A 25133-nucleotide genomic window follows, 5' to 3' on the forward strand; every position below is an offset into this window, starting at 1 on the left:
TGAGAGGCTGTTCTCCCTGCCAGACATAAAGTTCAGGTTAGTTTCAAATTTGCAGATAGATTCATAGAGCGCTGTTTTTTCTATTCATCATATGTATGTTGTAACTAAAACAGGAAGATTGGATGTTTTCTTTGTAGGTTTCATTCCTTTTGATTTATCTACTCTATACACAATGGACTGTGCTCAGACGCGCATGATAAATGGCATACTGCGTTGTTTATTCGTCATAACAATCAGCCCTGTACAATCGGTTACAAGCCGAAACCAATGACTCACGGAAGCCGTTAACCATTTCCTCTATTCTCATTACAACGACCCAACGGGGCCGATATACAAACAGAACACTGAGGAATAAATCATGAAAACAGTATTAGCTCTGATTGTTGCTGCAACTTTGGGTATGTCTTCTATAGCATTCGCCGCTGACACCGTTGCACCGCCTGTTGCCCATAGTGCTCCAGCTAAAACTATGCATCACAAAAAAGCTAAAAAATCGGTGAAGAAAGCGGATAAAACCGCCCCAGTGCAAAAAGCGCAAGCAGCTAAAAAACACCACAAAAAAGCGGCACAGACTAAGGCTGCCCCAGTCGCAGTCCCGGCCGTAAAATAGCATCCGAAAAAGCTGAAGTCAGCTATCCATAATTAGTCTGCAACAGCTGAATTCACTCAACACCCGGTTTTCCGGGTGTTTTTTTATCGGGAGTGCTGATAATGCTGCGCCGTTATTTATTTGAAATCACTCTGGCTACATTAATTATTTGTGGACTGATTACATTGTTTTTTTATTTATAACAACAATAGCCTATGGCGTCCTAAAATTATTGAAAAATCAAATGCTGACAACATAACATATCACTAATTATGTCTATAGTTAGCGGTAGGGAAACTCGTGATGAGCAGTTTAAATCAGTCTAACTCAGGTTTGTGAATAGATAACCCTCTTGGGAATAATAAGGCAGGCTAACTATTTATGCGTTTATCTTCATTATTACTATTCAGTCTGTTGCCTCTTTCTGCGGCTCTAGCCCACCCACCGACAGACACGCAAAATGATGACGCCAGTATTGCAGATCAAACAACTCTGTTCTTCGGTAAAGATGACCGTACAGCGGTAACCGATAGCCTCGAATGGCCGTGGCAAGCCATTGGGCAAGTTGAAACGGCAAGCGGTAACCTTTGTACTGCAACATTAATTTCCCCTCGCCTGGCACTAACAGCGGGGCATTGTGTATTGGCTCCTCCGGGTAAAATTGACCGTGCCGTGGCTTTACGATTTGTTTCCCAAGATGGTCATTGGAAGTACCAGACTACCAATTTGGAAACACTGGTTGATGCTAAATTGGGCAAAAAACTCAAGCCTGATGGTGATGGTTGGATAGTTCCACCCGCCGCTGCAGCTTATGACTATGCACTTATTCGATTAACGAGTAAAAAAACCATCCCAATCAAACCATTGCCTCTGTGGGATGGAACAGCGAGCGAATTAACCCAATCACTTAAACAAGTTGATCGTAAAATAACTCAAGCCGGTTATCCCCTCGATCATCTGGATACACTTTATCGTCATGAAGATTGCCTTATTACAGGTTGGGCACAGCAAGGCGTGCTTTCTCATCAATGTGATACATTACCCGGTGACAGTGGCTCGCCTCTACTGCTGAAAAATGGCGAAAAGTGGTCTTTGATTGCGATTCAAAGTTCCGCTCCCGCCGCTAAAGACCGTTATCTCGCGGATAACCGAGCTTTGGCAGTCACTGCCATAAAAGATCGGTTAAAAACACTCGCAAATAAAGCAGCCAAATAATACAGGTTATTTCTGCAAAATAGATTAATGGGGTAATAGAGGGACTTTATGGCCCATTATTTCTTATCTGCACGATGGGGCTTTTGATTAAATTTGAATACAAAAGTCCCCCCTAATGCTGCGGCATATCGACTTAACGTTGTCAGGTTAGGCGAGATAATACCTTTCTCCATCCGGCTAATGTTCTGTTTCCTCAAGCCCGCTCTTTGAGCAACCTCTTGTTGAGTCAGTTTACATTGCTGACGGGCAGCCTTAAGCTCCGTCATCATTGTTTGTCTAATTTGTAAGTCTGAATAAGCTTCATTTACCTGAGGATGATGTAAAGCCGCGGCTTTCACCTCAGAAAAAGGAATAATGTCAAAATCATCTTGTTTTTTCATGGCTGTAATCTCCGTTTGAGTTCCTTCATACGCTGATAAGCCAACATCAGTGTCCGTCTGGGAGTCTTTTGCGTTTTCTTCTGCAAAATATGAATGATATAAACCTGCTGATCAGCTTGGTAAAAGAAAAAACCACGCCCTGCACCCTCTTTCGCGCTGACCCTCAGTTCTTTCAACCCCTTTCCTAAATCCCTCACCACAGGCTCCCGTAACTCGTGACCATAAGCCTCTAACTCATCCAAAGCTTTGATCAGAGCCGCCTGTATTCCTGGCGGTAATTTAAACAACTCCCTCTGTGCCAACCCCAATAAATTAATCATATACATAAGCAATCCTTGCTCCCGAAAAACTCTATCAAACTCACCGGATGTAATCAAACATGGTGACCCACAATCAGACAAACTTTGAACAAGCTGCCTCATTGCCAAAGCAGATATAGCCGTAGTTAAAGGTCAGAGGCAATAACGTAGATGTCCAATCAGGGACTTAATTAAGAGTTTTCGAGGGGCTTCGCAGGAAAATTAACAGCTTTCATCAATTACATATTTAAGATGAAAATGAGAATGCTTGAATTATATAGACACTGAGGTTGGCAGTGGGAGAAAAACTCCACGCCAAAAACCATTTGGCCAGGCGCGGAGTGATATTAATTAACGATTAAGCAGAGAGTTGTTCGATAGTTTGCAAAATACGTTTGTCCGAAATGGGATATGATGTGCCTAATTGCTGGGCGAATAAGCTCACCCGCAGTTCTTCAATCATCCAACGGACTTCTTTAACCTCTTCATCTTGTTGGCGTTTAGGCGGTAACTTATTGAGCCATTGCTGCCACATTTGCTGTACATGTTCTATGCGCAACATTTGGGCACGATCACGATGAGGATCGACAGCTAACTTCTCCAAACGGCGCTCAATCGCGTGTAAATAGCGCAAAGTATCGGGTAAACGTTTCCAACCATTATTAGTGACAAAACCCCGGTAAATCAGGCCGCCAAGCTGTGCTTTAATGTCTGAAAGCGCCAATGCTTGCGAAATATCGACTCGGCCTTTTAGGCGCTTATTAATACTAAACGCCGTAGTTAGGATCTGCTCAACTTGCTTGGCAATATCCACGACTGTTTCATTTAACTCGGCACGCACTTTTTCTTGTAAGCGAGCAAAATCAGCCTCTTGCCAAACCGGGCCGCCATATTGCGCCACCAGTTTATCCACCCCACAAGCAATGCAATCATCAATCAGATCCATCACTTTGCCATAAGTATTGAAATAAAGGCCGAGTTTGGATTTGTTCGGCAGTTTTTCATGTAAATACTTAATGGGAGAAGGAATATTTAGCAACAATAACCGCCGTGTACCTTGCCACATTGCTTGCTGTTGTTGAGATTCCGTATCAAATAAGCGGATTGCAACACTGTCTTTTTCATCCACCAGTGCGGGATAAGCTTTGACTTCGTATCCCCCACGGCGCTGTTCATAGCACACAGGAAGTGAGCCAAAACTCCAGATATGTAAGCCATTTTGTTCAATACCATCATCCGCTACAGCAGAAAGGGTCTCTTGCACTTTCTCTTGAAGTTGTAGCTTCAAAGCCGCAAGATCTTTGCCCTCACGTAGAGTCCGATTTTTATCATCCAGCACGCGAAACGTCATTTTCAGATGGTCGGGAACTTGTTCCCACTGCCAACTTTCACGTGACACTGTCACACCCGTCATGCGACGTAACTCGCGCTCTAATGCTTCCAACAAACTGGTTTCCAGCGGAGTGGCTCGGGCCAAAAAAGCCTCAGCATAATTAGGTGCCGGGACAAAGTTACGGCGAACCGGCTTAGGTAATGACTTGATAAGCGCCACTACCAGCTCGCGACGAATCCCCGGAATCTGCCAATCAAACCCTTCCTCCTTAACTTGATTCAGGATCGGGAGCGGAATGTGGACAGTGACCCCATCGGCGTCAGTGCCCGGCTCAAATTGATAAGAAAGCCGCAATTTGAGCGACCCTTGATACCAAAAATTAGGGTAATCCAGCGGGTTAACTTTGTTCGCCCCATCCTTGATAAGCATGGTTTTTTCAAAGTTGAGCAGCTCGGGCTGTGTCTGGCTGGTTTTCTTCCACCAGCTATCAAAATGGCGCGCAGAAATAACATCGCGACCAATGCGTTGATCATAGAAGTTAAACAGTGTCTCATCATCAACCAAAATGTCGCGGCGGCGAGATTTGTGCTCCAGTTCTTCAACTTCAGCCAGTAACTTTAAATTAGCCCGGAAGAAGGCATGGCGCGTTTGCCAATCCCCTTCAACCAAACCGTGACGGATGAACAGCTCGCGGCACAGTGGCGGGTCAATGGGGCCATAGTTTATTTTGCGCTCAGTCACGATAGGCAACCCGAATAAGGTCACTTTCTCGCTAGCCATCACCGCCCCTTGCGCTTTCTCCCAATGCGGGTCGCTATAATGGTGTTTAACCAAATGTTGCGCTAAAGGTTCAATCCACTCGGGCTCAATGCGAGCAGCAATACGGCCCCATAACCGGCTGGTCTCGACTAACTCTGCAACCATGCTCCATTTGGGCGGTTTTTTGAATAAACCGGAACCGGGGAAGATGGCAAAACGCGCATTACGTGCGCCGGTATACTCTTGCTTTTCAACGTCTTTCTGGCCGATATGTGATAATAATCCCGTCAGAATAGCCGTATGGACACTGCGATAATCCGCGGCAACACTGTTGACCGGGATCCCCAGCTCTTTCACGACCTGACGCAGTTGAGTATAGATATCCTGCCATTCACGCACCCGCAGATAATTCAGGAAATCGCTGCGGCATAATTTACGGAATTGCGCCGATGACAGCTCTTTTTGCTGCTCTTTTAGATAATCCCACAGATTAACAAATGCAAGGAAATCAGAGTCTTTATCAGCAAAACGCCGGTGTTTTTCATCGGAGGCCTGTTGTTTATCCATCGGGCGCTCACGCGGATCTTGGATAGATAACGCCGAGGTGATAATCATCAATTCGCGCACACTGCCGCTTTTCTGCGCCTCCAGTACCATGCGAGCCAGGCGCGGATCGACCGGTAATTGAGCCAATTGGCGGCCTAATGGAGTTAATTGCTGATGCCCGTTACTGGCAGTTTGGATCGCCCCCAGTTCTTCCAGCAGCCGCACGCCATCTTGAATATTACGTTTATCCGGCGCTTCCACAAAGGGGAAAGCCGCGATATCCCCTAGCCCCAATGAGGTCATTTGCAGGATAACGGACGCCAAATTGGTGCGTAGAATTTCCGGATCGGTGAATTCAGGGCGCGAGAGGAAATCCTGCTCGGAATAAAGACGAATACAGATACCGTCTGACACGCGGCCACAGCGGCCTTTACGCTGATTAGCAGAGGCTTGAGAAACCGGCTCAATCGGCAATCGCTGTACTTTGGTACGGAAGCTGTAACGGCTGATACGCGCGGTGCCGGGGTCAATAACATACTTAATACCGGGCACGGTCAGTGAGGTTTCGGCCACGTTGGTCGCCAGCACAATACGCCGCCCATGATGAGACTGAAACACCCTATTCTGCTCGCTATTTGATAAACGCGCATACAGCGGCAGCACCTCCGTATGGGGCAAATTCTGTTTCATCAGCGCATCAGCAGTATCACGGATTTCTCGTTCGCCACTCATAAAGATCAGAATATCGCCAGGGCTTTCGCGCCCCAGTTCATCCACGGCATCAAAAATAGCCTGTAGCTGATCGCGATCAACATCATCGGCGTCATCCACTATAGGCCGATAGCGCACTTCCACCGGATAGGTGCGGCCAGAGACCTCAATAATCGGCGCATTATTGAAATGATGGGAAAAGCGCTGCGGATCAATAGTCGCCGAGGTGATAATCACTTTCAGATCAGGGCGTTTTGGTAATAACTCACGCAAATAGCCCAAGATGAAATCAATGTTCAGGCTACGTTCATGGGCCTCATCAATAATCAAGGTGTCATATTGCATCAGCAGGCGGTCTTGCTGAATCTCAGCTAATAAAATACCGTCGGTCATTAACTTAACCAGCGTATTTTCACCCACTTGATCATTAAACCGCACTTTATAACCGACACAACCGCCAAGGGAGGTGTCTAGTTCATCGGCAATACGGTTCGCCACAGTACGGGCAGCAAGGCGACGCGGCTGAGTATGGCCGATAACCCCTTTGACACCGCGCCCCAATTCCAGGCAGATTTTCGGCAACTGCGTGGTTTTACCGGAACCGGTTTCACCGGCGACAATAACCACCTGATGGTCGCGGATCGCATTATAAATATCCTGTTTCTTCTGACTGACCGGCAAATTTTCAGGATAAGTGATGGCCGGGCAAGCCGCCCGACGGCGGGTAACCCGCTGCAGCGCTGTGGCAAATTCGGCCTCTATTTCACGGGTAATCGCCTCTACGGCCTCGGGATTATGGACTTTTCGTGCGCCTTGTAGCCGACGCCGCATGCGCTGTTGGTCACGGAGCATCAACTCCCCGAGTTGGGAGGATAATGCTGCGAGCGAAGATTTCACGTTCAATATTCCTTGTTACGATGCAGCTGAAACTCACAGTATCAGCCCAATTATTTTATGCTCTGAATGTGGTTAGCTGATGTTTTTATTCATTAATGTCAATTTTTAATCCGCTAACTTGGTGTGAGTCACCCCGAGCTTTTAATGATATAAACCCTTGTCGTATATTGTAACACAGCCCGAGTTGGCGCTGTAACCGCGCGAAGATCTGACTGTCTATTTCTCAGATTATCATCATTCAATAAAATCGAACAAAGAACGCAAAATATTGCGCTATCACTATAAGAAAAACTTGAATAAAGTGTATCTCATTGAAAAGGCGTATCGCCTATACCCAAAATAATTCGAGTTGCAGGAAGACGGCAATTGAGCAAATCTCGATGAGCTTACTCAGGTAAGTGATTCGGGTAAACGAAATCAGCCAAGGCACATGCGGCTCGAAATAGGACGGATATAAGTCACTGTTACCTGTTAAGGAATTATGATGAGCAAAGTACTGGTTCTGAAATCAAGCATTCTGGCAACCTATTCACAGTCTAACCAACTGGCTGACTTCTTTGTTGAACAATGGAAAACCGCTCATGCGGGCGATGAAATCACCGTGCGTGATCTGGCTGCTCAGCCGATTCCGGTATTAGATGGCGAGTTGGTGGGGGCTTTGCGCCCTTCTGATGCAGCGCTGACACCACGTCAACAAGAAGCTCTGGCGCTGTCGGATGAGCTGATTGCCGAATTGCAAGCGCATGACGTCATCGTGATGGCTGCGCCAATGTACAACTTCAACATCCCGACTCAGTTGAAGAACTATTTTGACCTGATTGCCCGTGCTGGTGTGACTTTCCGCTACACCGAAAAAGGCCCTGAAGGCCTGATTACCGGCAAACGCGCTATTATCCTGACCAGCCGCGGTGGTATCCATAAAGACACCCCGACTGACCTGGTTGTTCCTTACCTGCGCCTGTTCCTCGGCTTTATCGGGATTACCGATGTCGAATTCGTGTTTGCAGAGGGTATTGCTTATGGCCCTGAAGTAGCAACCAAAGCACAAGCTGATGCCAAAGAGTTACTGACTCAGGTTGCTAGCGCTTAATGAAGAACTTTCGTGCAGAGACAGGTGTCTAGGTTAATGCACGACAGAAATGATCTTGTATTACCCTCGTTTTGCCCAGTAGTGAATTTCATCATTGCGCGCCTTTAGGCGCGCTTTTTTATGCTCTGACACGCTATTTATTCACTGACACGTCATTCTTGCGCCAACAGCGCGATGGCGCTCTCTTCATCCGTGACCAATCCATTCACCCAATGACCTCTGAGAGCGGCTTTGATAGCTTGATGTTTCTCTGCCCCCCCAGCAATAGCAATCACCGGTTTTTGCGGCTGGATGTGCAGGCTGGCACTGGTTAAGCGCTGATCCAGCGCATAGCTCACCCGCTGGCCATTGATATCAATGAAATTACCCAGCATTTCTGCCACCACATTAGAGGCCATCAGTGCCGCAACATCTTGCTCGGAAATAAAACCATCTTTGTGCAGCGGACAGTGATAGCCCATTGAACCAATACCAATAAAAGTCACATCAGCTTGCGCCGCTTTATCTGTCACCGTGCGGTAAATACGGTGATTACACCACAGGTCACGATCTGCTGCGCTATCCGCAAACAGTGGTGCGGGTAAAATAAAATAGCGCCCCTGAGTTTTCTCGGCCATCCATAACGGCACGTCATAGCGCGTACAAGAACCATCCGCGGCTATTGCCCCGATAAGAGAAACACAGCTGTGTTGAGGGCGCTCCAAGTCAGGTAATTCGTCGATAGCCGCTTTTAAGCTGCGCCCTGAACCCACCCCAATAATCAGCGGTTGCTCCTGACGTAAAAACTGCGCCATCACCTCCGCGCCAACCACGGCGATAGCCCGTTGCACACCTGCGTTGTCCATCCCCAAGCTGGGTACCACTTGGCATTGATGCAATCCGTAGTGTTTTTGTAGCTGGGAAGCCAGTTCCATGCAGCGCCCCACCGGGTGGGTGATGCTGACACTCACTAACCCGTTATCGATGGCACAGGCCACCAGCCGCTGGGCAACCTGGCGGGAAACTCCCAGCGCATCAGCAATTTCATGCTGCGTCTGTCCAGCCACGTAATACATCCAGGCCGCTCTGGCCGCCTGATCTAACTTTTTGTCACTCTTCTGCATGAGTTTTCTACGCGCTAGTGGTGAAGAAGCCATGTTAAACATTTTACGCCGCTGTTTGGCAGATTTTTATCTCCGCACTCATTTATGTGAGCTAAAGCCCAACTAAAGAGCAAAAGTTACACTAATCTAACGCCATTAGAGCAAATGCCCCAACAGTGGGCTTATGCCCAAAGAATTATCTTAACCTTGACTGTGATTGTGGAGAACATAATGAACACTGAGCTGAACTCTACCCCTGCTGTGTGGCTACATATTGGTGCTGGCTCCTTCCACCGCGCCCATCAGGCCTGGTACCTGCACCGTCTGCGGGCAGCAGGTGATAATCGCTGGTCAATTGCGCTGGCGAATATCCGTGATGATGCCGCCCCGCTGCTGGCCACTTTAGCCGCCCAGAATGGGGAGTATGTGCTGGAAACCGTCACTCCTGCCGGTGAGCGCCAGTATGAAAAAATCACTTCACTGCGCAAAATCATTCCGTGGGATAAAGAGCTGAGCCAGTTGGTTGAGCAAGGTAGCCAGCCGGAAACGCGCGTGATCTCCTTTACCGTCACGGAGGGCGGTTACTATCTGGACAATCAGTTTAATCTTCAACAGGATAACGCCGATATTCAGGCGGATATCAGCGGGGATTGGCGAACTATTTACGGCGCAATTAGCCGTATTTTGCTGCAACGCCAACAGTTGCGCAGTGGCCCGGTGACGCTGCTGAACTGTGATAATTTGCGTCACAACGGTGAGCGTTTCCGCCACGGTCTGTTGCAGTTTCTTGCTCTGCGCGACCAACAAAGCTTGCTGAATTGGGCGACAAATCAAACTCGCAGCCCCAATACCATGGTTGACCGCATTACGCCCCGCCCATCAGACGACATTGCGCCACGCGTGCTGGAACAAACCGGTTTTGCCGACCAGGCCCCCGTGATGGGCGAGTCATTTATTCAGTGGGTGATTGAAGATGACTTTATTGCCGGGCGGCCAGCGCTGGAGAATGTCGGGGTAGAAATGGTCGAATCAGTGCTGCCGTATGAGGAAGCAAAGATTCGTATCCTCAATGCCAGTCACAGTTGTATTGCCTGGGCGGGCACCTTGATTGGACAGAGTTACATTCACGAAAGTACTCAAACAGATTCTATTCGCCAAATGGCTTATGACTATGTGACTCAGGATGTCATTCCGTCACTGTCCCCCAGCCCATTAGATTTGGCCAATTATCGTGATGTGGTTTTAGACCGCTTCAGTAACCCGTTTATCCGCGACACCAATCAGCGCGTCGCCGCTGATGGTTTCTCCAAAATCCCCGGTTTTATTACACCGACCCTGATGGAGTGTTATCAGCGCGGCGCAACGCCTACTGCAACCGCCATGTTGCCCGCCCTATTCTTTGTCTTTATGGAAAGCTGGCACCAAGGCACCCTGCCATATGAATACCAGGATGGCATTTTAGATGCGGCTGCCGTCCATGCCATGTTCCAGTCGGCTGACCCCGTGGGTCTGTTTGCCCGCGACAATAAACTGTTTGGCGCACTGGCCAGTGACAATCAGTTTGAACAGTTATTACGTCAATCCATTGACCGGGTAAATGCCTGGGTGATGGCTAACCGTTAATCATCGACAAGGAATGGCTATGTATCTTGGACTCGATTTAGGCACTTCAGAAATTAAAGCCATGGTGATTGATGACCACGGGCAGATCCTGGCCAGTGAAGGCGAACCGCTCACCGTGCAACGCCCACATCCACTGTGGTCAGAGCAAAACCCGACTGACTGGTGGCAGGCGACGCAACGTGTTATCGGCCGTCTGCGCCATAAAATACCGCAACGTTGGGGTGAAATCCGCGCCATCGGCCTGTCGGGGCAAATGCACGGTGCGGTGTTGCTAAACCGCGAAGACCGCATCTTGCGCCCGGCTATTTTATGGAATGACGCGCGCTGTGCCGAGGAGTGTGAAGAGCTGACGCGCAATGCACCGCAGTTACATCAGATTGCCGGTAATCTGGCAATGCCCGGATTCACCGCACCCAAATTGCTGTGGGTGGCGCGTCATGAGCCGGAAATATTCTCACAGCTAGCGACCGTGCTGCTGCCCAAAGACTATCTGCGTTGGATGATGAGTGGCGATAAGGTCAGTGATATGTCTGACTCCGCCGGCACCCTGTGGTTGGATGTGGCGAAGCGGGATTGGTCAGACGCTCTGCTGGCAGCCTGTGGATTATCGCGCGATATGATGCCACGGCTGATTGAAGGCAATGAGGCGAGCGGCTATCTCAAAGCAGATATTGCCCGTGAATGGGGGCTGTCCGATAAAGTGGTGATTGCCGGAGGTGGCGGGGACAATGCCGCTAGCGCGGTTGGAATTGGAGCCATCAACCCTGGTGATGGTTTTATCTCGCTTGGTACATCTGGTGTATTGTTCGCCGTCAATGATTGCTATAGACCGAACCCACAATCGGCAGTGCACGCCTTTTGCCATGCCTTGCCACATCGTTGGCACCAAATGAGTGTGATGCTTACCGCCGCCAGTGCGCTGCGCTGGCTCTGCCAACTATTAGGTACCAATGAAACAACATTGTTATCCGAAGTAGCTCAGCTCAGCCGCGCTGAACAACGGCTAGCCCCTATTTTCTTGCCGTATCTTTCCGGTGAGCGCACCCCCCATAACGATCCGCTGGCCACCGGCGCTTTCCATGGGATGACCCATGCGACTGACCGTGCGGCATTGGGTTATGCGGTGCTGGAAGGTGTCACTTTTGGTATCGCTGATGGCCTGACGGTATTGGAACAGGCGGGTACTCAACTGAGCCAGTCATCTCTAATTGGCGGCGGCGCACGTAGTGCATGGTGGGGGCAACTGATGGCGGATGCACTGAATTTGCCGATAGTGACCCACTGTGGTGGTGAGGCTGGCGGTGCTTTAGGTGCAGCGCGTTTGGGTTGGCTGGCAACGGGGGGTGATGAGCAGTTGGTGTGTGCGAAACCGCCCATCGACCAGCGTTTTATCCCTGATGTTAACCGGCAAGATGCTTTATTTGCCCGCCTTGAACGCTACCGCTTGCTCTATCAACAACAGCGGCAGCTACGCCAACAGTTAGCGCGATAAAACCAAGACACTTATACGCCCGGGCGAGCAGATCGCCCTTTTATTCTCGAATGCTACAAACTTGCTATCCGACAAACTTTCTGTCCCTACAAACAGGCAACTGGCGCTCAGACGCCAAAGGAACAAAGCATGCAAAAAAAATCGACTCATTGGTTTGGCTTGCCGATGAATTTACTCTGGGGCTATATTGCCATTGCCATTTTTATGAGCGGCGACGGGTTTGAAATGGCCTTCTTATCCAAGCACATCACGGATATGGGTTTTTCACCGGCACAATCGGCCTTTGTATTTACACTTTATGGATTGGCAGCTGCTATTGCTGCCTGGAGCTCAGGCGTGGTGGCGGAAATCATCACCCCGCAACGCGCCATGCGTATCGGTTTTATCCTGTGGGTGGTGATGCATTGCCTGTTTATGGTATTCGGCTTAGGCCTTAAAAGTTACTCACTGATGCTGGTGTTCTACGGGATCCGTGGCCTGGCTTATCCTTTATTTATCTATTCGTTTGTTATGCTTATTGTCCAAAACGTGCCTAAACAGCAACTCTCTTCGGCGATGGGCTGGTTCTGGGCAATGTACTCCGTTGGTATCGGCGTAATAGGCAGCTATTTACCGAGCTTTACCATTCCGATGATAGGTGAAACCGGAACCTTGTGGTTTGCCATTGTTTGGGTCGCCGTCGGTGGCATGATGGCGCTGGTACTGCTGCGTAATGTTGGCACCGCCAGCCCCAAAGCCTCCCTCTCCAATAAAGAGAAAATCAAAGAGTTATCGCGCGCGGTCACCATTTTATTTACCAATAAAAATATTTTCCTGTGCTGCCTGATTCGCATCATTAACACGCTGTCCCTATTTGGTTTTGCCGTCATCATGCCATTGCTGTTTGTTGGCCGGTTGGGCTTTAGCATGTCCGAGTGGCTACAAATCTGGGCGGTATTCTTCTTCGTGACCATTTTCACCAATATTATGTGGGGGATTTTAGGCGAGAAAATCGGTTGGATGCGGCAGGTACGCTGGTTTGGTTGCATCGGCTGCGCGCTTTCCAGCCTGGCGTTTTACTATATTCCGATTCACTTCGGCCATAATTTCTGGGCGGCGCTTATCCCGGCGGTGATGTTGGGAATAACCGTGGCAGCTTTTGTGCCGATGACCGCCGTCTTCCCGGTATTGGAACCTGAACATAAAGGCGCGGCTATTTCGATTTATAACTTGTCCGCGGGTTTGAGTAATTTTGTGGCGCCAGCCATCGCCTCGCTGGTATTGCCGTTCTTTGACATTGTTGGCGTGGTCTGGGTTTATACCGCGTTGTACCTGATTGCCGCGGTGCTAACGTTCATTGTCAAAGTAGAACAGCCGGGACATGTAGATACTTATTACCGCAAAGAGTCGCTCAATAGTATCAGCGGCCTTCCTGCTGCCGCCAGTTTGCAGGCTGAGCGCTAACTAACTGTTTTCTAAATCTAATACAAAATAACACTCATCAAAAAACGCCCTGATCGTAACGGGCGTTTTTTTATACCCTGGGTTATAACCTAGCGCTGCATCCACTGGCCATTAATACCGCGCACATATTCCCCCGCCGCCGCACGGTTGACCAATTTTTGCCCCGCCAGTTTGGCAACATCCTCGGTTGAAATATGATTCTTCTGCGCTACTTCCTGATATTTCTGGGTTCTGGCGATATTAATTTGCTCCACCAGCGCCAGTGTTTCAGCATCTTTCTTCACCGGTGCCAAATATCCACTGAGAGTTTCACCCACCCGACCTTGCTGCTTTGCCTGCTCCAACGTCAGTGCAAAAGCCCCGGTGCTAAACAGTAAACTGCCGCTTAACACCAGGCAGCCCAATATCACGCGAAGTAACTTTTGCATATCACCAATCCAGCCGGACGTTTGCTTGTTCATAATGGCCTCTTAGAATAGATTGGATTGATTTTTAAGCAGATTTTCCACGTCTTTATCCACTCTAATCTGGATTTCATGCTCAATTTTGACATTCATATTGATAGTGATAGGTTTTTCTGGGGTTGCCACTTCCAGGCGCAAACAGCCGCTAAGCATAAAAATACCCAGCGCTATTGTCATACGTTCCCATGTCAAAATCTTCATTCCTTCGCCCTCGCCGGTATGGATGCTGCTGGTCGCAACGAAATATTTTGCTGCAACCACTCTTGTAAATTGTCACCAAAACGTAGGCTGCGCCAGAGTTGGAATATATTTTCCTCATGCTGATAGTTCAGCACTATCTCTCGTTTGGAGTTTTTCTGTGTATTAACACCATGAATCTTTGAACGCAACGTCAATTGGCCCAAGTTGTCGAGACTGACAGTGGCATAAGATTGGTAAATCTCCATGTAACGCAACCAATCAACCGCCACCCCCGCCACAAAATTACTCTCACTGATTGAGTTTGTCAGCTCTGGGTCAAGGCGCAGAGTCACCGCGCCGTCATTCGCTATCCAACCATTGCGCACCAACCACTGTGGATTATTAAGATAAAGCGGCAATTCGCCATTGACTTTACCCGACATAGCCAGCTGCTTCGGTTTCAGCACGGTAAATAGTTCACTTAAATCAATGCCTTTTAATTTTAGCACTGCCGCGTCATGTTGGGGTAAACGCAAAGCAGACAAACTCAGATGCCCTTTCAGAATATCCATGCCAACATGACTCAAGGTCAATGGGGCTTTTTCTGAATAGGGATAAGTTCCTTGCAAGTCAGCGGTGATATTCTGCATTTCAAATAAGTTAGTTATCGAGGCGATGCGCAGCATGACGGGCTCCTTCGGCCCTAACTGCCAGTGGTGATTTTCTAAACGATAAGACATAACAAAATCTAACCCGCTCAGCTCACCGTCTGCCAGCCACATCCCGCCATTCTTCACCACCCAATGTCCACCGGCGGTAAAACCTTGCTCCCGGGCTGCGGAAAAAGCCGCCTGCGCATAAAGTTCGCCATCCCGCAATTTAATCCCTAACTCTTCGGATAGCAGCGGTTGGAATACCTTCAGCGATTGCTTTGGCCACCAGCCCTCGCCGCGTAACCGCTCGCCATCCCAACGACCACCTAGCGCAATCGGCCCAATGGCTTGCGCTTGTAAATTCCCTTGCCACAGAAAATCATCGGGGGCGCGGCCATTAAGTTGTAGCGATAACACCGCAGGAGGCAAGTAACCACCGCCATCACTAAATGCCACTTTTTTAGCGCCCAACTCGAACCCGGCAATAAAAGCAGGATGATGATTATCCCGCTGCCAGGTCAGAGGTTTGGCTAAGGTCAGCCGTGGAGCCTCGACTTTAACTAATCCATATTGCAGCCGATCAAAACCGGTTGAGAGTTTATCGACAGTTATTAGTGTTCCCTGCCAACGCCCCTTGCCACTCATATCCCAACGCGCAGCCAGCGGTGGCAGGCGGCCGTTGCCCCAGTAGCGCCACTGCCAATTGCCCTTGTCGGGCCAAAATTCTTGCGCCTGACCATCCAGATGCAGATTAAAGTTGCCCCAAAAACTGTCCTGCGCATTCACAATTGCCTGTAACCGGCCCGTCACACCGGCGGCAGTCACCTTAACGCCCGCCAGTGGCCAACGCGCATCTTTTATACGCAATTCCGGCGTGAGGTTACCGTGAGCACGCAGTAAAGCCCCGGGGTGCAGTACCCAAGTCGGGTTCAATATGGAGCCACTGAGTAGGCCGGGAATAGTGGCATTCAAGACCATTTTTTCCAGATTAGCTTGCCCACTGAGTTGGAATTTCAAGTCACTGTTGACGAGACTCAAGTTGCCAGGGCCAAGGGTCAGAACGGCATTGCCTTTGCCACTTTCCCCCGCCGTGATGACATTAATACGCGCCTCAATAGCGGTTTGGTCCAACCCCTGATCCCAGTCATACAATGTCAGATTCATCCCCCCGCTGAGGGGTTGCTGCGCATAGGGCCATTGCCATTGGCCGTTAGTTATCTGAATTTTGTTCGGGGATAAGCGCCATGGCAACCGCGCCAGTGGGGTATCGTCACCGCGTTCAGTCAGGGTTAAAACACCCTGTTGCTGTTGCCAACTCAGATTCAGTAATAATGGTTTAGACAGATAGCCCGTCGTCAATACTCCGTCGAGCGCACCTTGATCTGGCCAATCATCCAGCGACAGTGGAATTTTAATTTTACCACTCAGTTCGAAAGGTTGCGGGGTGCCGGGAACGGCAATAGAGAATTGATGCAGACTCAGTTGCTGTTTTTCATCCAATGTAGCGACGAAACTCAATTGTTGGCCCTGATAACGCAACTCTTGAGTGAGTTTTTTATTGGCGGGCGATGTAAGAGACTGTTTACCGGAAAATGTCAGTTTACCGGCATACTGCTGCCACGGCGTAATCTGTAACTTGTTGATATTCAAGTCAAGTACAGAGAGCTGCTGCTGCCAATAAGCCAAATCTTGTGGCGCGCTGTCGCCACTGCCCGGTAATTGGCTCAAGCAAGCGGTATCCACGGCGACGGTGTTGGCCCCTAGCTGCCAACGACCTTGGTGATATCCCACACGCAATTGCCCAATATTAGCCAGAGTACAAGCCTGTATCCGGTAGCTCAGTTGTGAAAGACGCAATGCGCCATCATGCCAGACCGGCGGGCTAGCCAAGGCCAGTTGGCTACCGGCAGGCAACCAGTATTGTGCAACTTTCGGCAGCCACTGCGGCAAAGTTTTCCATAATATCCCTAAAGAAATTGCGCTGATTAACAACAACCAACCCACTATTTTTGCGCATTTAGTCATGACTTACCTTGTTTTATCACTCACCAGACGTCCAGTGTGCTTTAATCAATCTACTGCAATCACTTTACTGCAAGATAAGATAATAGATAATTGTGCCCGTGTAGCTCCAACAGAACTGTCGCCATTGAAAGTTGGAATAAAAACCTGACTTAATGGATATGAGAAAGTTACATACTCTCTATTTAACTTATTATTGTGGCAAATTGTATGATTTATTCAAATCTGTTAAATTGATCACAATATTTTGGCGGAGAAATCACGATGAAATTAGCCGTTTACAGTACTAAACAGTATGACCGCAAATACCTCGAATTGGTCAACAAAGATTTTGGCTTTGAATTAGAGTTTTTCGATTTTCTGTTATCCCCCAAAACAGCGAAGATGGCGGCGGGCTGTGACGCGGTTTGTCTTTTCGTCAACGATGATGCTTGTCGCACAACATTAGAAGAATTAAAAGACGCCGGTGTTAAGATTCTGGCTTTGCGCTGTGCGGGCTTCAACAATGTGGATTTGGTCGCGGCAAAAGAACTGGGTATCCAGGTGGTTCGCGTGCCCGCCTATTCTCCTGAAGCCGTGGCTGAACATGCAGTCGGAATGATGATGAGCCTAAACCGCCGTATTCACCGTGCTTATCAGCGCACCCGTGATGCCAACTTCTCGTTGGAAGGTCTGATAGGCTTCAATATGCATGGCCGCACGGCGGGGATTATTGGTACCGGTAAAATTGGTGTTGCCACCATGCGCATCTTAAAAGGCTTTGGTATGCGGTTGTTAGCCTATGACCCTTACCCAAGCCAGGCTGCTCTGGATTTGGGGGCGGAATATGTTGACCTCAAAACCTTGTATGCCGAATCTGATGTTATTTCGCTCCATTGCCCGATGACCCCAGAAAACCATCATTTGCTCAATAAACAATCCTTTGAACAAATGAAAAATGGCGTGATGATCATCAATACCAGCCGCGGTGGCCTGATTGACTCGACAGCGGCGATTGATGCACTGAAGCAACAGAAAATCGGCTCACTCGGCATGGATGTCTATGAAAATGAACGCGACTTATTCTTTGAAGACAAATCCAACGACGTGATTCAGGATGATGTTTTCCGCCGTCTGTCTTCTTGCCATAATGTATTATTTACTGGGCATCAAGCTTTCCTGACAGAAGAAGCGCTGACCAGTATTTCTGCCACTACTATGCAGAATATTGCCCAATTGAAAAACGGCGAGCCTTGCCCGAATATTATTACTGCCTAATTATCCTTTAGCGCATCAAAGAGAGGGTGGTCATTCATACACCCTCTCCGTTTAGCAGGAAATAACATGAAGAAAATAATTCCATTGGTCATTGCCGCGGCTTTTTTAGCCGGATGTGGTGCGAATCAATCCTATAACAAGGCCACCAGCATGGTGTCAGAAAACGACCTGCTACATCATAACTTTGTTCTGATCAGTGTCGATGGTCAATCGCCGGTAAAAACACCGGGGCCAAGTATTGAGTTTGGCGAGAATATGCATATTTCCGGTGCTATGTGTAATCGCTTTATGGGCCAGGGTGAGCTGAAAAATGGAGTATTAACAGTAAAAGGGTTAGCCAGCACTCGGATGTTGTGCAGTGAGAAGCAGCTAAATCAATGGGATGCTTTAATCAGTCAGGTACTCAATAGCGGCGCTAAAGTGACTTTAAATAAAGGTCAACTGACGCTCAGTAATAACGATCACACTTTGCTTTACCAACTGAAAGATTGGGTTAACTGACCCCAGCGGTTTATTCTCATGCGGCAGTATTCAACACTTTTCATACTGCCGTCAGTTAGCGAGCCGGGCAAGCACCGCGCATTAATGCGGATTCTTCACAACGTTTACCATCCGGTAACTGACACATACCTACACTGCCGCCATTGAGTTGCTTAGCCACCGTCAATATACCGCCCGCATTAGCACAGTTAACCGCCGCAGGATTAGACATATTCAGATTATGATGAACATTGGCACTGGTGGCTTGTTGCACCGGCTCATTGGTCTCGCTACTGTTTAAAAATCGAGAGGTTGAAACTGTATCTGTTGGGTCATTGCTGCTGCAAGCGGCTAAAAAGAACACAGCTCCGCCCACAAACCAAGGTAATGCATTCATTCTTTTGCTCCGGCATGAATAATATATAGCGCTATAATAGGTTCATATAATAACTGTTATAATTAAAACACAACATAAATAAACAGAATTCGCTAATTTAATTTCGTGTCGAGCAATACTGATATAATAATCAGAGAAAAAATCAAACACCTACAGTGGGTAAAAAATAAAATGGGAGCCATTATGATCACTGATTTACTACTAAGAATTACTTTAGCGGGGGCATTAGGGGGGTTAATTGGGCTAGAGCGCCAATTGCGGGCAAAAGACGCGGGATTACGCACACATATTTTGGTCGGTATCGGCAGCGCCATGTTTATGATCGTTTCAAAATACGGTTTTGAGGATTTACTGACATTAGAACACGTCAGTTTTGACCCCAGCCGAGTTGCGGCACAGGTGGTGAGTGGCATGGGCTTCCTCGGTGCTGGGACTATCATGATCCAAAAGCAGATGGTTAAAGGGCTTACCACTGCGGCAGGAATGTGGGTCACGGCAGCTATTGGTCTGGTGATTGGGAGTGGCCTGTATGAAATTGGTATTTATGGCACGATGGTGACGTTAATTGTGCTGGAAATCTTCCGCCAGTTAAGTAATCGCTTGATTGGAGAGCATCATTTTGTCGCGATAAAACTACTGCCAGACAGCGTGCCACGTATTTTGGTTGCTATGCAAAAATTGCAGCTTCGCCCGATGAACCTGTCTGTCACCCACAAACCAGAGAAAAATGAGCCCGACTGTGAACTCACCTTGGAAGTGACATTGTCACCGAAAAAAACTCTGGATCAGGTGTATGAAACATTGTTAGCCGTCGAGGGAGTACATCAGTTGGATATTAAGTAGTTTGACTGCATGCACGGCGATAAAAATCACAGTTATCCCCGTGCATGCAGCTTGAAGTATGATGGGGATATGATTAATGCATCGAAGTCTTAGACAATAGATTAATCACTAATACACCGGCAATAATCAAACTCATGCCCGTCATAGCAGCCCAATCCAACTTCTGTTGGTACATAAATACCGCTGCAACTGATACTAAGACAATACCCAATCCTGACCAAATGGCATAAGCGATGCCCAGTGGCATGGTTTTTACCACCTGTGATAACCCCCAGAAGGCAATGCCATAACCTATCACAACCACGATAGAGGGAACCAGACGGGTAAAACCATCCGAGGCTTTTAACATCGTGGTTGCCACAACTTCAGCAATAATCGCCATCATTAAATACATGAAACCACTCATTATCGATCTCTCTTTGCAGTATTTGGCCGACATTATGCCCGTCTGCGATTAAATGTTCATTAAATCGATTTGTACTTCACAAATATTTCACAAATAAGCCAAATTGCAGCGCAATTATTGCGCTGCCCGTAATAAATGAAATCTGATGGTTATTATAAATAGTTTTCTAATTGTAATAATTATTATCTAAAAGCCTCAATATACCGCTAACCCCACTATTCACCTTATTCTCGACATAACCTGGCAGCCTCGCCGCCACACAAATGCGATAACTGACAAAAATACTCTCTGCTAGAATTTGGTTATTAGTTCAAATAGCCAAATAGGCGTCAGAGACCCCCCCATTAACACTTTTGTTCTCTGCATGATAAGCAATGTGAAGGTATAAATTAATGATTACTACTGACGGTAACAGCGCAGTAGCTTCTGTGGCCTATCGCGCCAGTGAAGTTATTGCTATCTACCCTATTACGCCAAGCTCCACCATGGCCGAACAAGCTGACGCCTGGTCTGGTGATGGCAAAGTCAATATCTGGGGGGATGTTCCCCGCGTAATTGAGATGCAATCTGAAGGTGGGGCCATTGCCACGGTACATGGCGCACTGCAAACCGGCGCATTGTCGACCTCGTTTACCTCCTCGCAGGGATTGCTGTTGATGATCCCCACACTCTACAAACTGGCGGGCGAGCTGACACCTTTTGTCCTTCATGTCGCGGCCCGCACCATCGCAACCCATGCGCTGTCTATCTTTGGTGACCATTCCGATGTGATGGCGGTGCGCCAAACCGGCTGTGCGATGCTATGTGCCAGCAGTGTGCAGGAAGCGCAGGATTTCGCGCTAATTTCTCAAGTGGCAACACTCAATAGCCGCATTCCATTTATTCATTTCTTTGATGGATTCCGCACCTCACACGAAATCAATAAAATTGTGCCGCTTAGCGATGACACTTTACGCCAATTGTTGCCGCAGAAAGGCATAGATGGCCACCGCAGCCGGGCACTTTCGCCGGATCATCCGGTGGTGCGCGGTACCTCCGCTAACCCGGATACCTATTTTCAATCTCGTGAAGCCACCAATCCTTGGTATAACAATACTTATCAACATGTTGCTGATGCCATGCAAGCTTTTGCCGAGGCCACCGGGCGCGAATATAAGCCATTTGAATATTACGGCCACCCGCAAGCAGAACGCGTGATTATTCTGATGGGTTCAGCGATAGGTACCTGTGAAGAAGTGATTGATAGTTTGCTCACGCGTGGCGAGAAAGTCGGCGTACTAAAAGTGCGGCTATTCCGCCCTTTCTCTGCTGAACATCTGCTCAGTATTTTGCCGCAATCCGTGACTAAAATTGCCGTGCTGGACCGCACCAAAGAACCCGGTGCACTGGCTGAGCCACTTTACCTCGATGTCATGACAGCGCTGGCGGAAGCCTATAGCCGAGGTGAGCGGGCAACATTGCCAAAAGTGATTGGCGGCCGCTATGGGTTGTCTTCCAAAGAATTTGGCCCCGATTGTGCGCTGGCGGTGTTCAAAGAATTATCTCTTGAACTGCCGCGACCGCGTTTTACCGTAGGTATTTTTGATGATGTGACGGGCCTATCTTTGCTTCTCACCGATGAGAAAATCGCGCAGCGCGCCACATTGGAGGCGCTGTTCTACGGCCTTGGCAGTGACGGCTCGGTCTCTGCGACCAAAAACAATATTAAGATTATCGGCAACAGCACCTCGCTGTACGCGCAAGGCTATTTTGTTTATGACTCGAAAAAGGCCGGTGGCTTGACCGTCTCTCACTTGCGAGTCAGTAAAACACCCATCAATTCAGCCTATCTGGTCAGCCAGGCCGATTTTGTCGGCTGCCACCAGTTACAGTTTATTGATACTTATCAAATGGCTGAGCGCTTAAAACCAGGGGGTATTTTCCTGATTAATACTCCGTTCAGCGCGGATGAAATGTGGCAGCGCCTACCCCAAGAAGTTCAGGCGGTGCTGCACCAGCGCAATGCCCGCTTGTTTGTGATTAATGCGGCAAAGATTGCCCGTGAATGCAAGCTGGGTGCCCGTATTAATACCGTGATGCAGATGGCGTTCTTCCATCTGACACAAATTTTGCCCACCGCCATGGCACAGGAACAATTGCGAGCGGCAATTGACCGCAGCTACAGTAACAAAGGGCCGGAAATTGTCACCCGCAACTGGCAGGCGCTGGATGCCACTCTTGATGCATTAATCGAGATCCCACTGCAACCGATTGATGAAAATAGCCCAATGCGCCCACCGATCGTCTCTGATCAGGCACCCGATTTCGTTAAAACGGTCACCGCCACCATGCTGGCCGGTTTGGGTGATGCCCTGCCCGTTTCCGCTTTCCCCCCCGATGGCACTTGGCCGGTAGGGACCACTCAATGGGAAAAACGCAATATTGCTGAAGATATTCCTATCTGGCAGCCGGACCTGTGTACCCAGTGTAACCACTGTGTCGCGGCCTGCCCGCACTCGGCAATTCGCGCTAAAGTGGTACAACCGAATGCCATGTTGGGTGCACCAGAGAGCTTACAATCGCTGGATGTCAAAGCCCGCGATATGCGGGGGCAGAAATATGTATTGCAAGTTGCCCCTGAAGATTGCACCGGATGTAATCTTTGCTATGAAGTCTGCCCGGCGAAAGATCGGCAGAACCCAGAAATTAAAGCCATCAATATGCAGCCGCGGCTGGCACATCTGGTGGAAGAAAAAGCGCACTATGACTTCTTCCTCAAATTGCCGGAAATCGATAAGACGCAAATGGAGCGTATTGATATTCGGACTTCACAGCTGATTTCGCCGCTGTTTGAGTATTCCGGTGCTTGCTCCGGGTGTGGAGAAACGCCGTATATTAAATTGCTGACTCAGTTGTATGGTGATCGTCTGTTGATTGCTAACGCGACCGGTTGCTCCTCAATCTATGGTGGCAACCTGCCGACAACGCCATATACCACGAATGCCGATGGCCGAGGCCCGGCTTGGGCTAACTCATTGTTCGAGGATAACGCCGAGTTTGGTCTGGGCTTCCGTCTGACTGTTGACCAACATCGCCAACGCGTCACTCGCTTAATAAATCAGTTGGCTCCACAGTTGCCGCAAGATTTGGTCGGGCAATTGCTTAATGAGGATGCGACACCTGAAGTCCGCCGTGAGCAAGTCACCCAACTGCGCCAGCTATTAAAAGATATTCCGGGTCATGATGCCCAACAATTAGCGACGGATGCAGATTATCTGGTTGATAAATCTATTTGGCTGATTGGCGGTGACGGCTGGGCCTATGACATTGGCTTCGGCGGTCTGGATCATGTGCTCAGCTTGACCGAAAACGTCAATGTGCTGGTACTGGATACTCAATGCTACTCCAATACTGGGGGTCAACAATCCAAAGCCACCCCGCTGGGAGCCGTGACTAAGTTTGGCGAACACGGCAAACGTAAGGCGCGCAAAGATTTGGGTGTCAGCATGATGATGTACGGCCATGTCTATGTCGCGCAAATTTCGTTAGGAGCGCAGCTTAATCAAACAGTTAAAGCTATTCAGGAAGCCGAAACCTACCCCGGCCCATCATTGATTATCGCCTACAGCCCTTGTGAAGAACATGGTTATGACTTGGCCTACAGCCATGATCAAATGAAGCAATTAACCGCCACAGGTTTCTGGCCACTGTATCGCTTTGATCCACGCCGCACCGATGAGGGCAAAGTGGCCCTGGCGTTAGATTCGCGCCCACCGAGCAGCGATTTGACCACCACGTTACTCAATGAGCAGCGCTTCCGGCGGCTCAATACACAAGAACCTGAAGTGGCGGCGCAATTGTATGCTGCGGCTGAAAAAGATCTGAAAAAACGCTATGACTTCCTTAGCCTGTTAGCCGGGAAAACGGAAAAAGCACCGACAGAGTAATTTTCGGCATTAATTTTCCAAGCCCCAAAGCCAGTCAGTTTTCTACTGACTGGCTTTTTATTGGGTGATGATTTCTATTGCTCCTGCGTCTAAATTTGGAATATCCACAGATTCACTCACTGGGTTACTTTCAACTCTCAATGACAAGGAAGATATTATGAATATGAACAATTGGATGTCCCGTATAAGTGATTCACAGTTATTAAGCCAAATTTCCATTCCTGGAACTCATGATTCCGCTTCATTTCTCTCCAATGTATTAGGTGCTGGATTTACGCAAACCCAAACATGGAATATAAGAGAGCAACTTGATCACGGCATCCGATTTTTAGATGCCCGATGTCGCCTGATTAATGATGTATTCACCCTACACCACGGAGCTATTTTTTTAAAACAACAATTTGGTGACCTTCTCACCGCCTGCATTGATTTTATAAAACGCAACCCGACAGAGTTCATTATTTTATCAGTTAAACAAGAACATACCACCGAAAATAGCACTAAAGGATTTAATAAAATTATGCGGGAGAGATATATCGAACCGAATAATAAATTATTTTATCTGGAAAATAAAATACCTAGTGTTAGGGAAATAAGAGGAAAGATAATATTATTACGGCGTTATTCTGGCGATAAAGTGGGCATTGATGCCTCTCACTGGCAAGACGACGCCACATTTGAAATTAAAAATAAAGGCTTTAATATCCACGTCCAAGATAATTATGATGGTTATACCGCATTAAGCCTCCACTTTAAAAGAAAATTTATTGAGATTTTACTCAGAAATGCACAAAAAAAACGCGCCCAAGATATATATATTAACTTCATCAGTATATCTGGTTTGTTAACACCCTATTCCGGTGCGCAAGGTCATCATTTAATAGATGGAATGAACGTTTGGTTCTGCAAACAATATCGAGAAAAGCAAATAATGGGGATTATCGTTGCCGATTTTGTTGATATTCAGGGGGGGGCGATTATTAAAACAGTGGTGAATTCAAATGTTTTCGTATAAGCCATCATTCTGACCATCCTTAAAAATGACT

General features: G+C 48.2%; 21 protein-coding genes. 12 read left to right on the top strand and 9 right to left on the bottom strand.

Annotated features, from left to right (window positions below; genetic code table 11):
- Nucleotides 1–358 precede the first annotated feature (358 nt).
- The 3 genes from asr to DX162_RS16685 all read left to right on the top strand — a co-directional run bounded on the left by asr (nt 359) and on the right by DX162_RS16685 (nt 1804).
- The gene (gene asr / locus DX162_RS16680) at nt 359–610 is read left to right on the top strand and encodes an acid resistance repetitive basic protein Asr (protein WP_004390258.1); all 252 of its coding nucleotides are present in this window, start codon (nt 359–361) and stop codon (nt 608–610) included.
- A gap of 101 nt (nt 611–711) precedes the next feature.
- A complete protein-coding gene (gene ydgU, locus DX162_RS23035) occupies nt 712–792 on the top strand; it encodes a small membrane protein YdgU (RefSeq protein WP_455433398.1) in 81 nt (26 codons plus the stop codon).
- A 178-nt stretch (nt 793–970) separates the two neighbouring features.
- Complete coding sequence (locus tag DX162_RS16685) at nt 971–1804, top strand: trypsin-like serine peptidase (protein WP_004390257.1); 834 nt, start codon at nt 971–973, stop codon at nt 1802–1804.
- 56 nt (nt 1805–1860) lie between these two features.
- Here DX162_RS16685 and DX162_RS16690 read toward each other — a convergent pair whose 3' ends face one another.
- From DX162_RS16690 to hrpA, 3 genes are all read right to left on the bottom strand, one after another.
- Nucleotides 1861–2184, bottom strand: coding sequence for a helix-turn-helix domain-containing protein (locus DX162_RS16690; RefSeq protein WP_032819725.1), 324 nt, complete (start codon nt 2182–2184; stop codon nt 1861–1863).
- Nucleotides 2181–2510, bottom strand: coding sequence for a type II toxin-antitoxin system RelE/ParE family toxin (locus DX162_RS16695; protein WP_115155877.1), 330 nt, complete (start codon nt 2508–2510; stop codon nt 2181–2183). The genes DX162_RS16690 and DX162_RS16695 overlap by 4 nt, the downstream gene beginning before the upstream one ends.
- Nucleotides 2511–2841: 331 nt before the next feature.
- Nucleotides 2842–6729: an ATP-dependent RNA helicase HrpA gene (hrpA, locus tag DX162_RS16700; protein ID WP_071777597.1), complete on the bottom strand. Its 3888-nt coding sequence runs from the start codon at nt 6727–6729 to the stop codon at nt 2842–2844.
- 484 nt (nt 6730–7213) lie between these two features.
- Between hrpA and azoR the strand changes: the two genes are divergently transcribed.
- Complete coding sequence (gene azoR, locus DX162_RS16705) at nt 7214–7819, top strand: FMN-dependent NADH-azoreductase (protein WP_032819722.1); 606 nt, start codon at nt 7214–7216, stop codon at nt 7817–7819.
- 152 nt (nt 7820–7971) lie between these two features.
- Here the strand turns inward: azoR and DX162_RS16710 are convergent, their stop codons facing one another.
- Nucleotides 7972–8922 (bottom strand): sugar-binding transcriptional regulator, encoded by a 951-nt coding sequence (locus DX162_RS16710; RefSeq protein ID WP_004390252.1) that lies wholly within the window; start codon nt 8920–8922, stop codon nt 7972–7974.
- Nucleotides 8923–9132: 210 nt separating this feature from the next.
- On the opposite strand from DX162_RS16710, the gene dalD reads away from it, so the two are divergent.
- The 3 genes from dalD (at nt 9133) to DX162_RS16725 (ending at nt 13459) form a co-directional block, all read left to right on the top strand.
- Complete coding sequence (gene dalD / locus DX162_RS16715; protein WP_032819720.1) at nt 9133–10524, top strand: D-arabinitol 4-dehydrogenase; 1392 nt, start codon at nt 9133–9135, stop codon at nt 10522–10524.
- Nucleotides 10525–10543: 19 nt separating this feature from the next.
- The gene (gene xylB, locus DX162_RS16720; RefSeq protein ID WP_004390250.1) at nt 10544–12016 is read left to right on the top strand and encodes a xylulokinase; all 1473 of its coding nucleotides are present in this window, start codon (nt 10544–10546) and stop codon (nt 12014–12016) included.
- A 129-nt stretch (nt 12017–12145) separates the two neighbouring features.
- A complete protein-coding gene (locus DX162_RS16725) occupies nt 12146–13459 on the top strand; it encodes an MFS transporter (protein ID WP_098080835.1) in 1314 nt (437 codons plus the stop codon).
- Between the two features lie 89 nt (nt 13460–13548).
- Here the strand turns inward: DX162_RS16725 and DX162_RS16730 are convergent, their stop codons facing one another.
- From DX162_RS16730 to DX162_RS16740, 3 genes are read right to left on the bottom strand one after another with little or no spacing between them, the layout of a single operon-like run.
- The gene (locus DX162_RS16730) at nt 13549–13920 is read right to left on the bottom strand and encodes a YdbL family probable chaperone protein (RefSeq protein WP_004390248.1); all 372 of its coding nucleotides are present in this window, start codon (nt 13918–13920) and stop codon (nt 13549–13551) included.
- 9 nt (nt 13921–13929) lie between these two features.
- On the bottom strand, nt 13930–14124 hold the full coding sequence (locus tag DX162_RS16735; RefSeq protein ID WP_032819719.1) for a YnbE family lipoprotein: 195 nt from the start codon (nt 14122–14124) through the stop codon (nt 13930–13932).
- Nucleotides 14121–16781, bottom strand: a complete 2661-nt coding sequence (locus DX162_RS16740; protein WP_032819717.1) for a YdbH family protein — start codon at nt 16779–16781, stop codon at nt 14121–14123. Before DX162_RS16740 ends, DX162_RS16735 begins: the two co-directional genes overlap by 4 nt.
- Nucleotides 16782–17042: 261 nt before the next feature.
- On the opposite strand from DX162_RS16740, the gene DX162_RS16745 reads away from it, so the two are divergent.
- Nucleotides 17043–18035 carry a 2-hydroxyacid dehydrogenase gene (locus DX162_RS16745; protein WP_004390245.1) on the top strand — a complete coding sequence of 331 codons (993 nt, stop codon included), beginning with the start codon at nt 17043–17045 and terminating at the stop codon, nt 18033–18035.
- 66 nt (nt 18036–18101) lie between these two features.
- Complete coding sequence (hslJ, locus tag DX162_RS16750) at nt 18102–18536, top strand: heat shock protein HslJ (protein WP_004390244.1); 435 nt, start codon at nt 18102–18104, stop codon at nt 18534–18536.
- Nucleotides 18537–18591: 55 nt separating this feature from the next.
- Here hslJ and DX162_RS16755 read toward each other — a convergent pair whose 3' ends face one another.
- Nucleotides 18592–18912, bottom strand: a complete 321-nt coding sequence (locus DX162_RS16755; protein ID WP_004390243.1) for a putative hemolysin — start codon at nt 18910–18912, stop codon at nt 18592–18594.
- 183 nt (nt 18913–19095) lie between these two features.
- Between DX162_RS16755 and DX162_RS16760 the strand changes: the two genes are divergently transcribed.
- Entirely contained in the window at nt 19096–19755 is a 660-nt protein-coding gene (locus DX162_RS16760; RefSeq protein ID WP_032819763.1) for an MgtC/SapB family protein, read from the top strand.
- A 73-nt stretch (nt 19756–19828) separates the two neighbouring features.
- On the opposite strand, the gene DX162_RS16765 is transcribed toward DX162_RS16760, so the two are convergent.
- The gene (locus DX162_RS16765) at nt 19829–20161 is read right to left on the bottom strand and encodes a DMT family transporter (protein WP_032819716.1); all 333 of its coding nucleotides are present in this window, start codon (nt 20159–20161) and stop codon (nt 19829–19831) included.
- A 392-nt stretch (nt 20162–20553) separates the two neighbouring features.
- On the opposite strand from DX162_RS16765, the gene nifJ reads away from it, so the two are divergent.
- Nucleotides 20554–24087 (top strand): pyruvate:ferredoxin (flavodoxin) oxidoreductase, encoded by a 3534-nt coding sequence (gene nifJ / locus DX162_RS16770; protein ID WP_004390240.1) that lies wholly within the window; start codon nt 20554–20556, stop codon nt 24085–24087.
- A gap of 157 nt (nt 24088–24244) precedes the next feature.
- Nucleotides 24245–25102 carry a phosphatidylinositol-specific phospholipase C gene (locus DX162_RS16775; RefSeq protein ID WP_032819715.1) on the top strand — a complete coding sequence of 286 codons (858 nt, stop codon included), beginning with the start codon at nt 24245–24247 and terminating at the stop codon, nt 25100–25102.
- Nucleotides 25103–25133 lie beyond the last annotated feature (31 nt).

It is taken from the genome of Yersinia kristensenii (genome assembly GCF_900460525.1).
GTDB classification, from domain to species: domain Bacteria; phylum Pseudomonadota; class Gammaproteobacteria; order Enterobacterales; family Enterobacteriaceae; genus Yersinia; species Yersinia kristensenii.